Source organism: Mycobacterium sp. DL440 (assembly GCF_011745145.1).
Taxonomy (GTDB): domain Bacteria; phylum Actinomycetota; class Actinomycetes; order Mycobacteriales; family Mycobacteriaceae; genus Mycobacterium.
The window spans coordinates 1,620,138-1,632,995 of sequence record NZ_CP050191.1 but is presented as its reverse complement, the minus strand read 5'-3'; the positions used below and the strand labels follow the sequence as shown (position 1 = coordinate 1,632,995).

The 12,858-nt window shown below is 66.6% G+C and carries 16 protein-coding genes; 6 read left to right on the top strand and 10 right to left on the bottom strand.

Annotated elements, in window-relative coordinates:
- Positions 1-1,201, top strand: a 1,201-nt coding sequence (locus HBE63_RS08105) for a DUF349 domain-containing protein (RefSeq protein WP_166904294.1), incomplete at its 5' end; no start/stop codon positions are given.
- Positions 1,202-1,219: 18 nt separating this feature from the next.
- On the opposite strand, the gene HBE63_RS08100 is transcribed toward HBE63_RS08105, so the two are convergent.
- Together HBE63_RS08100 and miaB are read right to left on the bottom strand one after the other, a co-directional pair.
- Positions 1,220-1,855: a hypothetical protein gene (locus HBE63_RS08100; RefSeq protein WP_166904293.1), complete on the bottom strand. Its 636-nt coding sequence runs from the start codon at positions 1,853-1,855 to the stop codon at positions 1,220-1,222.
- Positions 1,843-3,435, bottom strand: a complete 1,593-nt coding sequence (gene miaB / locus HBE63_RS08095; protein WP_166909532.1) for a tRNA (N6-isopentenyl adenosine(37)-C2)-methylthiotransferase MiaB — start codon at positions 3,433-3,435, stop codon at positions 1,843-1,845. Before miaB ends, HBE63_RS08100 begins: the two co-directional genes overlap by 13 nt.
- A gap of 158 nt (positions 3,436-3,593) precedes the next feature.
- Here miaB and HBE63_RS08090 point away from each other — a divergent pair, with 158 nt between their 5' ends.
- The 4 genes from HBE63_RS08090 to HBE63_RS08075 are packed head-to-tail and all read left to right on the top strand — an operon-like array spanning position 3,594 to position 6,751.
- On the top strand, positions 3,594-4,322 hold the full coding sequence (locus tag HBE63_RS08090) for an amino acid ABC transporter ATP-binding protein (protein WP_166909530.1): 729 nt from the start codon (positions 3,594-3,596) through the stop codon (positions 4,320-4,322).
- 24 nt (positions 4,323-4,346) lie between these two features.
- Positions 4,347-5,159 (top strand): glutamate ABC transporter substrate-binding protein, encoded by an 813-nt coding sequence (locus HBE63_RS08085; RefSeq protein WP_166904292.1) that lies wholly within the window; start codon positions 4,347-4,349, stop codon positions 5,157-5,159.
- A gap of 21 nt (positions 5,160-5,180) precedes the next feature.
- The gene (locus tag HBE63_RS08080; RefSeq protein ID WP_166904291.1) at positions 5,181-5,861 is read left to right on the top strand and encodes an amino acid ABC transporter permease; all 681 of its coding nucleotides are present in this window, start codon (positions 5,181-5,183) and stop codon (positions 5,859-5,861) included.
- Positions 5,858-6,751 (top strand): amino acid ABC transporter permease, encoded by an 894-nt coding sequence (locus HBE63_RS08075; RefSeq protein ID WP_166904290.1) that lies wholly within the window; start codon positions 5,858-5,860, stop codon positions 6,749-6,751. The genes HBE63_RS08080 and HBE63_RS08075 overlap by 4 nt, the downstream gene beginning before the upstream one ends.
- A gap of 27 nt (positions 6,752-6,778) precedes the next feature.
- On the opposite strand, the gene recX is transcribed toward HBE63_RS08075, so the two are convergent.
- The 5 genes from recX to HBE63_RS08050 all read right to left on the bottom strand — a co-directional run bounded on the left by recX (position 6,779) and on the right by HBE63_RS08050 (position 10,150).
- The gene (recX, locus tag HBE63_RS08070; protein WP_166904289.1) at positions 6,779-7,342 is read right to left on the bottom strand and encodes a recombination regulator RecX; all 564 of its coding nucleotides are present in this window, start codon (positions 7,340-7,342) and stop codon (positions 6,779-6,781) included.
- A complete protein-coding gene (gene recA / locus HBE63_RS08065; RefSeq protein ID WP_166904288.1) occupies positions 7,311-8,366 on the bottom strand; it encodes a recombinase RecA in 1,056 nt (351 codons plus the stop codon). Before recA ends, recX begins: the two co-directional genes overlap by 32 nt.
- A gap of 157 nt (positions 8,367-8,523) precedes the next feature.
- A complete protein-coding gene (locus HBE63_RS08060; RefSeq protein WP_166904287.1) occupies positions 8,524-8,727 on the bottom strand; it encodes a hypothetical protein in 204 nt (67 codons plus the stop codon).
- Between the two features lie 46 nt (positions 8,728-8,773).
- Entirely contained in the window at positions 8,774-8,968 is a 195-nt protein-coding gene (locus tag HBE63_RS08055) for a DUF3046 domain-containing protein (RefSeq protein ID WP_166904286.1), read from the bottom strand.
- Positions 8,969-8,977: 9 nt separating this feature from the next.
- A complete protein-coding gene (locus HBE63_RS08050; protein WP_166904285.1) occupies positions 8,978-10,150 on the bottom strand; it encodes a glycosyltransferase in 1,173 nt (390 codons plus the stop codon).
- A 40-nt stretch (positions 10,151-10,190) separates the two neighbouring features.
- Here HBE63_RS08050 and HBE63_RS08045 point away from each other — a divergent pair, with 40 nt between their 5' ends.
- Positions 10,191-10,625 (top strand): limonene-1,2-epoxide hydrolase family protein, encoded by a 435-nt coding sequence (locus tag HBE63_RS08045; RefSeq protein WP_166904284.1) that lies wholly within the window; start codon positions 10,191-10,193, stop codon positions 10,623-10,625.
- Between the two features lie 7 nt (positions 10,626-10,632).
- Here HBE63_RS08045 and HBE63_RS08040 read toward each other — a convergent pair whose 3' ends face one another.
- From HBE63_RS08040 to clgR, 3 genes are all read right to left on the bottom strand, one after another.
- Entirely contained in the window at positions 10,633-11,451 is an 819-nt protein-coding gene (locus HBE63_RS08040) for a hypothetical protein (protein ID WP_166904283.1), read from the bottom strand.
- A 20-nt stretch (positions 11,452-11,471) separates the two neighbouring features.
- The gene (pspA, locus tag HBE63_RS08035; RefSeq protein ID WP_166904282.1) at positions 11,472-12,287 is read right to left on the bottom strand and encodes a phage shock protein PspA; all 816 of its coding nucleotides are present in this window, start codon (positions 12,285-12,287) and stop codon (positions 11,472-11,474) included.
- Between the two features lie 225 nt (positions 12,288-12,512).
- Positions 12,513-12,854, bottom strand: a complete 342-nt coding sequence (clgR, locus tag HBE63_RS08030) for a transcriptional regulator ClgR (protein ID WP_166904281.1) — start codon at positions 12,852-12,854, stop codon at positions 12,513-12,515.
- Positions 12,855-12,858 lie beyond the last annotated feature (4 nt).

The window sequence follows — 12,858 nt, the reverse complement described above, 5'->3', positions numbered from 1 at the left end:
TCCACACGAATTCGGGCGGGTGGATGCCGACGGCACGGTGTGGTTGATCACCGGATCCGGCGAGCGTGTCATCGGCTCGTGGCAGGCCGGCGACAACGAATCGGCGTACGCGCACTTCGGTCGACGCTTCGATGATCTGCACACCGAGGTCGCCCTGTTGGAACACCGGCTGTCCTCCGGCACCGGCGATGCCCGCAAGATCAAGTCGGCGGCCGCTGCACTGGCTGAAAGTCTGCCCACCGCAGCGGTTCTGGGCGACGTTGATGCGTTGAGCGCACGCCTGGCCGCGATCCTGGAGCACGCCGACGCCGCTGCGGCGACCGAGCGGGCCCAGCGTGACGAGCATCGCGCCACCCAAACCGCACGCAAGGAGGCACTCGCCGCCGAGGCCGAGGATCTGGCTGCCAACGCCACCCAGTGGAAGGCCGCCGGTGATCGTCTGCGCGAGATCCTCGATGAGTGGCGCACCATCACCGGGCTGGACCGCAAGCTCGACGATGCCCTGTGGAAGCGCTACTCGTCGGCCCGGGAGACGTTCAATCGCCGTCGCGGCTCGCACTTCGCCGAACTGGACCGCGGCCGCGTGGGCGCCCGCCAGGTCAAAGAGGCGCTGTGCGAGCAGGCCGAGCAATTGTCCGGCTCGACCGATTGGGGCGCCACCGGTGCCGCTTTCCGCGACCTGCTGACCCAGTGGAAGGCCGCCGGGCGTGCCGCCAAGGACGTCGACGACGCGTTGTGGCACCGGTTCAAGGCCGCTCAGGACACTTTCTTCGGGGCCCGAAACGCCACCCACGCCGAACGTGACGCCGAGTTCAAGGCGAATGCCACCGCCAAGGAAGCGCTGCTGGCCGAGGCGGAGAAGATCGACACGACCGATCTGGACGCGGCCCGCGCGGCATTGCGCACGATCGGCGACAAGTGGGACGCGATCGGCAAGGTTCCCCGCGAGCGAGCCACCGATCTGGAGCGACGCCTGCGCGCCGTGGAGAAGAAGGTCCGGGACGCCCCGTCGGGCGGTGTCGATCCCGAGGCCCAGGCTCGTGCCGACCAGTTCCGCTTACGTGCCGAGCAGTTCGAGAAGCAGGCCGAGAAGGCCGAGGCCGCCGGCCGCGCCAAGGACGCAGCCGAGGCCAGGGCGAGTGCCGAACAGTGGCGTCAGTGGGCCGATGCCGCGGCCGCGACGCTCGCAGGGCGCAAATAGAGCCTGAGGGCTGGGAAGCTAGGTCTGATCCGGCTGGTCCGGCTTCTCGCCGGCGGTGTCGGGCTTCGTGACGTCGCCCTCGGTGTCGCCGGGCATAGGGATCCCGAGCACGCTGCGATGCTGATGCTGCGCGGCTTCGCGGCGCCGGTCGGCCTCGGCCGCCAACTGCAGTGCGGTACGCGACCACACCACGCGGGCCCAGTGGAAGGTCAGCACGATCACGGCCAGCCACCCGATGATCAGCCCGATTCCGGGGCCGGGATGGCCCGCAGCGGTCTGACGCGACCACACCGCAAGCATCCCGAGCGCACTTGCCACGGCCGAACCGGCCAAAGCCGTCCAGGCCAGGGCCCAGCGACGAGTGATCAGCGCCAGGGTGGAGAACCCGACCGAGAAAACCAGCGCCAGCCAGGTGAACACCCGCGACGGCAGTGAGATGCCGTCGTTCAGTGCCGTGGCGTCACCGGCCAGGACGTCGAACCCCTTGGTCGCACCCGTGTGCGGCAGCACGAACGACAGCAGCACGACGAACACCAGGATCGCCACGACCATCGCCCGCGGCCCCGAGTCGAACTCGCGGGTGACCTTGCGTTCGACGGCGGCCAGGTCGTCCTTGAACCGGTCGAAGTCGCTTTCGTTGCTCAACAGCCACATCCTCCTGATGACGGCAGGGTTTCCGGCGCACCGATCCTCGGCAAGCCGAGACCGACACCGGTACGCGGGCACTGCCCCGCCTCGTGCGCGTCACCCGCGCGGGTGCGCCGATGAGTGGACAACGGAGCGTCGGCGATCAGATGGTGCGGCGCGGCACCGGTCACGGTCGTCGTGACGATGTCGCCGGGCCGGATCCGCTCCACCTCGGCACCGGGGCTGAAATGCACCAGTCTGCCGTCACGCGCCCGGCCCGACATGCGGGCGGTGCTGGCGTCCTTGCGGCCCTCGCCCGTGGCGACCAAGAGTTCCACCGCCCGGCCGATCTGAGCCTGGTTCTCCTCCAGGGAAATTCGCTCCTGCAGCTCGATCAGCCGTTGATAGCGTTCGGTGACAACCGCTTTCGGCAACTGGTCGGGCATCTCGGCGGCCGGGGTTCCGGGCCGGATGGAGTACTGGAAGGTGAACGCGGTGGCGAAACGCGACCGCTCGACGACGTCGAGCGTGGCCTGGAAGTCTTCCTCGGTCTCGCCCGGGAAGCCGACGATCAGGTCGGTGGTGATCGCGGCGTGCGGGATCGCGGCGCGGACCTTGTCGATGATGCCCAGGTAGCGCTCGGCCCGGTACGAGCGTCGCATCGCCTTAAGGATGCGGTCCGACCCGGACTGCAGAGGCATGTGCAGTGTCGGACAGACGTTGGGGGTCTGTGCCATCGCCTCGATCACGTCGTCGGTGAACTCGGCCGGGTGCGGTGAGGTGAACCGCACCCGCTCCAGTCCGTCCACCTCGCCGCAGGCGCGCAGCAGTTTGGCGAACGCGCTGCGGTCGCGGGGCACGTCCGACCAGTTCGTCGGGTCCTCGCGCAAGCGCTCGTCGGCTGCGAAAGACACGCCGTAGGCATTGACGTTCTGGCCCAGCAGGGTGACCTCGAGCACGCCCTGGGAGGCCAGGGTCTGCACTTCGGCCAGAATGTCCCCGGGCCGGCGGTCGACCTCCTTGCCACGCAGCGACGGCACGATGCAGAACGTGCAGGTGTTGTTGCAACCCACCGAGATCGACACCCATGCCGCATAGGCGGACTCCCGCGTCGCGGGCAGGGTGGACGGAAACTCCTGGAGGGCTTCGACGATCTCGACCTGGGCGACGCGGTTGTGCCGGGCCCGCTCCAGCAGCGTGGGCAGCGACCCGATGTTGTGGGTGCCGAAGACCACGTCGACCCACGGGGCGCGGCGCAGGACCGAATCGCGGTCCTTCTGGGCGAGGCACCCGCCGACGGCGATCTGCATGTTCGGATCGGCCTGTTTGCGCGGGGCCAGGTGGCTGAGATTGCCGTAGAGCTTGTTGTCGGCGTTCTCGCGCACCGCACAGGTGTTGAACACCACGATGTCGGCGTCGGCGCCATCGGGAGCCCGCCGGTAGCCGGCGTCATCCAGCAGCCCGGACAGCCGCTCGGAATCATGCACGTTCATCTGGCAGCCGTAGGTGCGGACCTGATAGGTGCGTTCGGCGCCCGTCTCGTGTGCCGTCGACTCCTCGCGCAAGCGGTCGTCGGCCGGGCCGCCGGTCGCGTCGCGGTTCACCATCGTCGTCACGGCCCCAATGGTACGGAGCCGCCCGAAACGTTAACGCGGCGGATTCACGAGATCCGGGCAGGCCGGGCGTTCCCTGGGTAAGGTCACCTGCCATGGGTAGCCCCGGCGAGCAGCCGCAGGTCGACGACGCAGCGCCACCAGATGTGCCGATGATCTCACTGTCGGGAGTCAACAAGCACTTCGGACCCCTGCACGTACTCAACGACATCAACCTCGATGTGGGCCGCGGCCAGGTGGTGGTGGTGCTCGGCCCGTCGGGTTCTGGCAAGTCCACGTTGTGCCGCACCATCAACAGGCTGGAGACCATCGACTCCGGTCACATCGCGATCGACGGTCAGGCATTGCCGGCCGAGGGCCGAAAGTTGGCCCAACTGCGTTCGGATGTCGGCATGGTGTTCCAGTCCTTCAACCTGTTCGCGCACAAGACAATTCTGGAGAACGTCACGCTCGCACCGTTGAAGGTGCGTAAGAAGACCAAGGCGCAGGCCCGCGAGAGCGCGATGGCGCTGCTGGACCGGGTCGGGGTGGCCAACCAGGCCGACAAGTACCCGGCTCAACTGTCGGGCGGTCAGCAGCAACGCGTCGCCATCGCGCGCTCGTTGGCGATGAACCCGAAGGTCATGCTGTTCGATGAGCCCACCAGCGCACTGGATCCCGAGATGATCAACGAGGTCCTGGCCGTGATGACCTCGCTGGCCGGCGAGGGCATGACGATGGTGGTGGTCACCCACGAGATGGGCTTTGCCCGCCGGGCGTCTGACCGCGTGGTGTTCATGGCCGATGGCGCCATCGTCGAAGACGCACCACCGGCCGAGTTCTTCGACAACCCGAAATCCGACCGCGCCAAAGATTTTCTCGGCAAGATCCTCCATCACTGACGTTTTCCCGAAAGGAACCCGAACATGCACTCCGTGCCGTTCAAGTTGGTCGGTACCCTCGCGCTCGCGATCGCACTTCCCTTCGCCGCGACCGCATGTGGCGGCGGTGGCGACTCCAGCAAGATCGTCATCGGCACCAAGTACGACCAGCCCGGTCTCGGCCAGAAGAAGCCTGACGGCACCATGTCCGGTTTCGACGTCGACGTGGCCAAGTACGTGGCCAAGGAACTCGGCTACCCCGAGGACAAGATCGAATGGAAGGAAGCCCCCTCGCCGCAGCGCGAGACGCTGATCCAGAACGGTCAGGTCGAATACATCGTCGGGACCTACTCGATCACCGATGCCCGCAAGGAGAAGGTCGACTTCGCCGGCCCGTACCTGCTGACCGGGCAGAGCCTGCTGGTCCGCGCCGACAACACCGACATCACCGGAGCAGCCTCGCTGGAGAACAACAAGAAGCTGTGCTCGGTATCGGGTTCCACCCCGGCGCAGAACACCAAAGACAAGTACCCGAAGGTGCAGTTGCAGCAGTTCGACACCTATTCGGCGTGCGTCGACGCGCTCAAGAACGGCATCATCGACGCGGTGACCACCGACGAGGTGATCCTGGCCGGCTTCGCCGCGCAGAGCCCGGGCACCTTCAAGATCGTCGGTGACACGTTCTCCGAGGAGCGTTACGGCATCGGCCTGAAGAAGGGCGACACCGAACTGCGCAAGAAGATCAACGACGCGATCGAGAAGATGGAGTCCAGCGGCGCCTGGAAGGAAGCGTTCGAGCGCAATCTCGGACCGGCCGGTATCCAGACCCCGGCGCCGCCCGCCGTCGACCGGAACTGAGCCGGAGACAACGCACCGACCGTGGAGATTTTCGACGCACACCGCGACCAGATATTCGCGGCGTTCTGGACCACGATCCAGCTGACGGTGTACTCCGCGATCGGTGCGCTGATCCTGGGCACGGTGCTGGCCGCGATGCGGCTGGCACCGACGCCGGTGCTGAACTGGCTGGGCACCACGTACGTGAACATCGTGCGCAACACACCGTTGACGCTGATCATCCTGTTCTGCTCATTCGGGGTGGGCCAGACGCTGGGCATCACCCTGGTCGACCCGCATTCACCGACATCGATCGCGGACAGCAACTTTCGGCTGGCCGTGCTCGGGTTGACCGTCTACACCGCGTCTTTCGTGTGTGAGACAGTGCGGTCGGGGGTCAACACGGTTCCGCTGGGTCAGGCCGAGGCGGCCCGCTCACTGGGCCTGAGTTTCGGCCAGAATCTGCGGATCATCCTGCTGCCCCAGGCTTTTCGGTCGGTGATCATCCCACTGGGATCGGTGCTGATCGCATTGGCCAAGAACACCACCATCGCCTCTGCGATCGGGGTGGCCGAGGCCGCCCTGTTGATGAAGGAGATGATCGAGAACACCGCTGCGCTGATGACGGTCGGCGTCATCTTCGCGACCGGATTCGTGATCCTGACCCTGCCACTGGGGCTGGTGTTCGGATGGTTGGGTAAGAGACTGGCGGTGGCACGGTGAGCGGATCAGTTCTCTTCGACGCACCCGGCCCACGGGCCCGAATCCGCAATGGTGTTCTCACCGCGCTGACCGTGGCCGTCGCCGCGGTCCTGCTGGGTTTCGTGGTCTGGCGGATGTCGGCCAAGGGGCAGCTCACCAGCCAGAAGTGGGAGCCGTTCTTGACGGCCGACCTATGGCAGACCTACGTGCTGCCCGGCGTGCAGGGCACGCTGACCGCCGCGGCGATCTCCATCGTGTTGGCGTTGATCCTGGGTGTGCTGCTCGGGGTAGGGCGGCTGACCCCGATTCCACCGATTCGGTGGGCCTGCGCGGTAATCGTGGAGTTCTTCCGCGCGGTTCCGGTGCTGATCATGATGATCTTCGCGTATTTCCTGTTCGCCGTGTACGACGTGTTCCCGTCCAAGCAGCTGGCGCTGGCCGGTGTCATCACGGGGCTCACGCTCTACAACGGTGCCGTGATCGCCGAGATCGTACGGGCCGGCATCAACACCCTGCCCCGCGGTCAGCGTGAGGCCGCCGCGTCACTCGGCATGTCCTGGGGACAGACGATGCGGTTGATCCTGCTACCGCAGGCGATCACCGCCATGCTGCCGGTCCTGGTGTCCCAGCTGGTGGTGGTACTCAAAGACACCGCGATCGGCTATCAGATCACTTTTGTGGAGATGGTGCGCCAGGGCACCGTCATCGGGTCGGCATACGGCAACTACCTCCCAGCACTGATCGTGATCGCCATCTTGATGATCACGGTGAACTTCACGCTGTCCTGGTTCGCGACCTGGCTGGAACGGCGGCTGCGCCAATCTGACCGCGGCCCCGCCCCGATGGAGGCCGAGGCCGTCGAACAGGAAGGCGCCCCGGGCGCGCAGGTGCTGCATACCCAGCGGGACTGATCCGGGTGTAGCGGCACAATGCGGCCGCTACACCCGGCGGCGCTCCCGTTCGCCGGCGAGCTCGGCGCTGACGACATCGAAGGCCATCGACTGGTTGTAGCCGCGTCGCGCCAACATGCCGACGAGCCGACGCGTCACCTTCACGTCGCCGTCATCGTCATTGAGCCGCTCGCGACGCAGCTTGTCCCGAACCAACTGCTCGGCCCGTTGCCGTTCGGCCGCCGGATCCAGCTCAGCCAGCGCGGCGTCGATGACTTCCTTGTCCACGCCCTTCTTGCGAAGCTCGACGGCCAAGGCACGCTTGCCTTTTCCCGCATTGGCGTGCCGTGACCGCACCCACTGCTCGGCGAAGTCTTCGTCATCGATCAGCCCGACTTCGGTGAGCCGGCTGAGCACCTTGACACTGAGGTCCTCTTCGTAACCCCGTTTGGTGAGTTGTTCGGTCAGCTCGGCGCGGGTACGGGCCCGCACGGTGAGCAGGCGCAGGCACACGTTCTTGGCCTGCTCCTCGCGTTTGCGAGGGTCCTGCGCCTGCCCTTCCTCGGGCTTACCCGACGACTCAGAAGTCAACCGGGGCGGGAAGGACGTCATCAGCCTTCGCCTCGGCGGTCACGACAGCACCGATACCGAGCTTTTCCTTGATCTTCTTCTCGATCTCGTTGGCGGCATCGGCGTTCTCCAACAGGAACTTGCGGGCGTTCTCCTTGCCCTGGCCCAACTGCTCACCTTCATAGGTGAACCAGGAGCCGGACTTGCGGATGAAACCGTGCTCGACACCCATGTCGATGAGCGAGCCTTCGCGGCTGATGCCGTGGCCGTACAGGATGTCGAACTCGGCCTGCTTGAACGGCGGCGAGACCTTGTTCTTGACAACCTTGACCCGGGTCCGGTTACCGACTGCATCGGTACCGTCCTTGAGCGTCTCGATACGGCGGACGTCCAGACGGACCGAGGCGTAGAACTTCAAAGCCTTACCACCCGTGGTGGTTTCGGGCGAGCCGAACATCACGCCGATCTTCTCGCGGAGCTGGTTGATGAAGATCGCGGTGGTGCCCGAGTTGCTCAGCGCACCGGTCATCTTACGCAGCGCCTGGCTCATCAGGCGGGCCTGCAGACCGACGTGGCTGTCACCCATCTCGCCTTCGATCTCGGCGCGGGGCACCAGGGCCGCCACCGAGTCGATCACCAGGATGTCCAGGGCGCCCGAGCGCACCAGCATGTCGGCGATCTCCAGCGCCTGCTCACCGGTGTCGGGCTGGCTCACCAGCAATGAATCGGTGTCCACACCGAGCTTCTTGGCGTACTCGGGATCCAGGGCGTGCTCGGCGTCGATGAACGCCGCGATGCCGCCGGCGGCCTGGGCATTGGCCACCGCGTGCAGCGCCACAGTGGTCTTACCCGAGGATTCCGGGCCGTAGATCTCGACCACGCGGCCGCGCGGCAGGCCGCCGATGCCGAGGGCCACGTCCAGGGAGATCGAACCAGTGGGGATCACCGAGATCGGCTGGCGCACCTCCTCGCCGAGGCGCATCACCGAGCCTTTACCGAAGTTCTTGTCGATCTGGGCCATCGCCAGCTCGAGCGCTTTTTCGCGATCAGGGGCCTGTTGCGCCATGATGGTGCCTCTCCGAGTAGTCGTGCTGACCGGTGTTCCGATCGGTTGGCCGTGACGCTAAAGCAAGCCACCGACAACCTCGGTTTTCCAGCCGGGCACTGCCCACACTAGACGAACATCTGTTCGATTCAAGAGGACACGCCGGGGATGATCCCGGTCAGCGACGCCAGTTGGGAAAGTTGTCGAGATCCCGCAGCGTCATGACGAATCCGAATGCGCCAACCGCAATGGCCAGGAAATACCCGAGGGCGGCCTGCCATCCAGCCAGAGTTGACGCGACCAACCAGCACAGCAGCACTGCTGCGATCACCAGCAGGACACCGTAAAGAGGCGTCCGCATCGGATGGTCACCGAGACCCATGACTCCGGTATACGCCGAAATTCCGGTCAGGGGAAGCCGGGCGGATTCACCACAATTCGCGTGGGACGTCGAAGTCCGCGCACAGCGCCCGCCACACACTGCGCGGCTCCACCCCGTCCTCGATGGCCTGTGCGGGCGTGCGGCCGTCGAGAGCAGCGAGCACGTGGTCGACGAGCAGCGAACGGCCCCGCATCTCGCCGAACTGGCCGTCTACGAGCTCATTGAATTCCGTCAACCGCACGGGCTCAACCTACCCAGTACCTGCCAGGGCGTCATGGCACACCCGTACCGGATCGGCCACCTCGGCCAGCGAAGCGCCGGCGCGCTGCGCGGCAACACGGTAGGAGGAAGACCCGAGCACAGTGCCGACCGCGGTGGTCAACGCCTCTCCGGTCAGCGGCCGCACCAACTGCGCACTACCTTGGCGCACAACACGATTGGCGATCTCCCACTGATCACCGCCGCCCGGCACCACCACCATCGGCACTCCGGCCAGCAGCGCCTTGGACACCAGGCCGTGCCCGCCACCGCAGATCACCAGATCGGCGTGGGACAACAACTCGTCCTGGCGGCCGAGCCCCACCGCCGCCCACGGCGGCACCTCCACGTCTGCCCCGCCCAGTCGCGACACCACCACGCAGGCCCCTTCCGGCAGCGTCTGACCCGGGCGCAACGACTCGAGAACCAGTTCGGCCATCCCCTGCGTCCCGGTGGTCGCGGTGGAGGGCGCCACCATCACGACCGGCCCCGAACCTGGCGGCACGGTCAGCACCACGTCGGTCGGCTCGAAATGCAGCGGACCCACCACCACGGCCTCGGCCGGCCAATCCGGACGAGGCACCTCCAATGCCGGCAGGGTGGCGATCAACCGGCGCAACGGCCCGGAGTCCTGCGCAGGCAGGCCGATCGCGGCCCGCACCGCTGCCCGCTCCGCCAGCCCCGCCCGCACGGACCGTGCGGTCAACGCCCGCATCACACCGTCTCGCAGTCGTCCCCGGAGGCCGACACCAGGGGCCAACCCGCTGCCGAGCGGCGGCAGCCCCTTCGACGGCAGGTACAGCGGGTGCGGACTGAGCTCGACCCACGGCAGCCCGAGCAGTTCGGCGGCCAGCCCGCCGCAGGCGGTGATCACGTCGGAGACCACGAGATCAGGGTGCAGCTCACGCAGCCCCGGCACGTTGAGCTGCGCCATGCGCCCGGCCCGCTGATGGATCTTGGCCCCGGCATCGGCATCGTCGTCACCATCGGCCGGATCGAGGCCGGCAAGTTCTCTCGCATCGACACCGGCAGCCCGCGCGGTATCGAGCCATTCCACCCCGGTCAGCAGCGTCGGGACATCCCCCGCGGCCAGGAACTTCAGGCACAACGCCAGGGCCGGGAAGGCATGTCCGGGATCGGGTCCGGCGACCACAGCTACGCGCACCGGCCTACCTTGCCACAGCCGTCCCCACTAGGCTTCGGGCATGTCTGACCAATCCACCACCGCAACGCAGACCCCGACCGTGACGGTCGAGACGTTCCTCAACGCGCTGCAGGAGCAGGACTTCGACACCGCCGAGAACGCGCTGGCGCAGAACCTCGTCTACCAGAACGTCGGCCTTCCGACCATCTACGGACGCCAACGTGCGATGAAGCTGTTCCGCTCGATGCCGGGCAAGGCCGCATTCGAGGTGAAGATCCACCGGATCGCCGCCGACGGCGCCGCCGTGCTGACCGAACGCACCGATGCCCTGGTCTTCGGGCCGGTGCGCCTGCAGTTCTGGGTATGCGGGGTGTTCGAGGTGCACGAAGGTCGAATCACACTCTGGCGTGACTACTTCGACTTCCTCGACATGTTCAAGGCGACCCTGCGCGGCCTGGCCGGCGCGGTCGTGCCGGCGCTGCGCACCTCGCTGTAGCGGCGGTTCAGGCGCGGCGCAGCTGACCGAGCTCGTCGAATGCCTGCGCCCAGCCCACCAGACGATCAGTGGCACCGGTCAGTTCGTTGCGATAGCGCTGTTGCGACAGCGGCGACGCCGCGGCCTGACCACTATTCACCGTTGACACCAGTTGCGCTGCGGCAGTGACCATTTCGTTGTACTGCCGCACGCCCTGGCCGAGCTGGGCGGCGAAGGCGTTGATGGTGGGCACCAGATGCTGGCGGGACTGTGGAGCGTTGCTGATCGCGCGCTCCATCGAGACCACCTCGGTGGCGGTGGCCGCCATGGTCCGCGCGGTCTGGTTGGCCACCGCGGACAGCTCCCGCAGTTCGTCGGCCGGCAGCATCCGCCCACGCTCCAGCACGCCGAGTAGCGAGAACATGCCCCGCTCGGAGGCCACCAGCGCCGCCATGGGCTGACGGGCAGCAGAGCCCCAGGGCGGCAACCGACGTCCCGAGACCGGCCGCTCCGCCGGGAGCGGCTCGGCACGCAGCCACCGGTACCGCAACCAGAACAACGTCGCCGGGAACGCCGCACCCGCCGCGATCGCGCCGGTGATGATCAGGCCCCAGACCGGTGTGCTCCAGGACGCCAGCAGCGCCGTCACGAGCACCCAAAACCCACTGGACAGGGTGAAGAACACCCCGAAGCGCAACGCCCACCGCCGCTTGCGCAGCAGCTTTGCCCGCGGATCGGCGGCGGCGCTGAGCTTTTCGGTGAGGGCCCCGGACAGGTCTGCCGCAGTGTCAATCCCCCGCTGCACCAACGACTTCCAGGCGTCGGGTCGACCGGTCTTGGTAGCCATGATCTGGGACACTCGAATCTCTACTGGCCGAGCGGGTTCTCGGGGGTGGCAGGAGTTTGTTTGGCTGCCGGGGAGGCCGGCGTCGCCGGGGAGGCGTCACCGCTCGGCAGGGCTTCGCCGCGCATCGACGCCCGGATCTGCTCGAGCCGGGAGTGGCCGGCCATCTGGACGCTGGCCTGCTGCACCTCCATCATGCGGCCCTGCACAGAGTTCTGCGCGAGCTCGGCCTCGCCCATCGCGTTGGCGTAACGGCGTTCGATCTTCTGGCGCACTTCGTCGAGACTCGGGGTGTTACCCGGTGCGGCGACCTCACTCATCGACCGGAGTGAGGAACTCACCTGCTCCTGCATCTTGGCCTGCTCCAGCTGCGACAGCAGTTTGGTGCGCTCGGAGATCTTCTGCTGCAGCATCATGGCGTTCTGCTCGACGGCCTTCTTGGCTTGCCCGGCGGCCTGCAGAGCCTGGTCGTGCAGGCCCTTGAGGTCCTCAACGCTCTGCTCGGAGGTAACCAGCTGGGCGGCGAACGCCTCGGCGGCGTTGGTGTACTCGGTGGCCTTGGCCGCGTCACCGGAGGCCGTGGCCTGATCAGCCAGATTCAGTGCCTGACGGACATTGACCTGCAGCTTTTCGATGTCGGCGAGCTGACGGCTGAGCCGCATCTCCAGCTGACGCTGGTTGCCGATGACCTGCGCGGCCTGCTGGGTCAGCGCCTGATGCTGACGCTGCGCGTCCTCGATGGCCTGCTGAATCTGCACCTTCGGGTCAGCGTATTCGTCGACCTTGGAGCTGAACAGCGCCATCAGGTACTTCCACGCCTTGACGAACGGATTGGCCATTGGTTCGTTCCGCCTTATCTGTCGGGCTTGTCTGCCAGGCCCAGTTGTCAGGCCAGCGTTCGGGTCCTACTGCTTCTTCAGGTTGCCGCAGTTCCTCTGATGCCAACTTATCGGTTCAGGACATGCAGCCACAGCCCCGCAGTCTGTTCGTCTGGGTGTTTTGCGAAAAATTCGCGCCTCAGGCACGAACGGCACAATCAGGCTGGCGTCGGAATCGCGCTGATGTCAGGCAACGGCCATCGACACGACCTGTGGAATGACCACCTTGGTCGCCGCATCGATGTGGGCGAGATTGGCGTGCGCCGGCACCTCGACCTCTGCGGATGCGTGTTCGCGCTCGGCCAGGTTCTCACCGGCATCGGTGAGCACCCGCGACAGCGGGACATCCAGCGCGTCGCAGATGGCGCTGAGGAGTTCGCTGGAGGCCTCCTTGCGGCCCCGCTCGACTTCGGAGAGGTACCCGAGGCTGACCCGGGCCGAGTCGGACACTTCACGCAACGTCCGTCCCTGTTCGGTGCGGGCGTGACGCAGCACGTCGCCAATCACCTCACGCAGCAATGCCGTCATCGTG

Bases quoted from the DNA above. Each gene is read 5' to 3' on its own strand.
- HBE63_RS08100 (WP_166904293.1), bottom strand. From the start codon at position 1,855: ATGTGGCTGTTGAGCAACGAAAGCGACTTCGACCGGTTCAAGGACGAC.
- miaB (WP_166909532.1), bottom strand. From the start codon at position 3,435: ATGGTGAACCGCGACGCGACCGGCGGCCCGGCCGACGACCGCTTGCGC.
- HBE63_RS08090 (WP_166909530.1), top strand. From the start codon at position 3,594: ATGATCTCACTGTCGGGAGTCAACAAGCACTTCGGACCCCTGCACGTA.
- HBE63_RS08085 (WP_166904292.1), top strand. From the start codon at position 4,347: ATGCACTCCGTGCCGTTCAAGTTGGTCGGTACCCTCGCGCTCGCGATC.
- recX (WP_166904289.1), bottom strand. From the start codon at position 7,342: ATGACGTCCTTCCCGCCCCGGTTGACTTCTGAGTCGTCGGGTAAGCCC.
- recA (WP_166904288.1), bottom strand. From the start codon at position 8,366: ATGGCGCAACAGGCCCCTGATCGCGAAAAAGCGCTCGAGCTGGCGATG.
- HBE63_RS08060 (WP_166904287.1), bottom strand. From the start codon at position 8,727: ATGGGTCTCGGTGACCATCCGATGCGGACGCCTCTTTACGGTGTCCTG.
- HBE63_RS08045 (WP_166904284.1), top strand. From the start codon at position 10,191: ATGTCTGACCAATCCACCACCGCAACGCAGACCCCGACCGTGACGGTC.
- HBE63_RS08040 (WP_166904283.1), bottom strand. From the start codon at position 11,451: ATGGCTACCAAGACCGGTCGACCCGACGCCTGGAAGTCGTTGGTGCAG.
- pspA (WP_166904282.1), bottom strand. From the start codon at position 12,287: ATGGCCAATCCGTTCGTCAAGGCGTGGAAGTACCTGATGGCGCTGTTC.
- clgR (WP_166904281.1), bottom strand. From the start codon at position 12,854: ATGACGGCATTGCTGCGTGAGGTGATTGGCGACGTGCTGCGTCACGCC.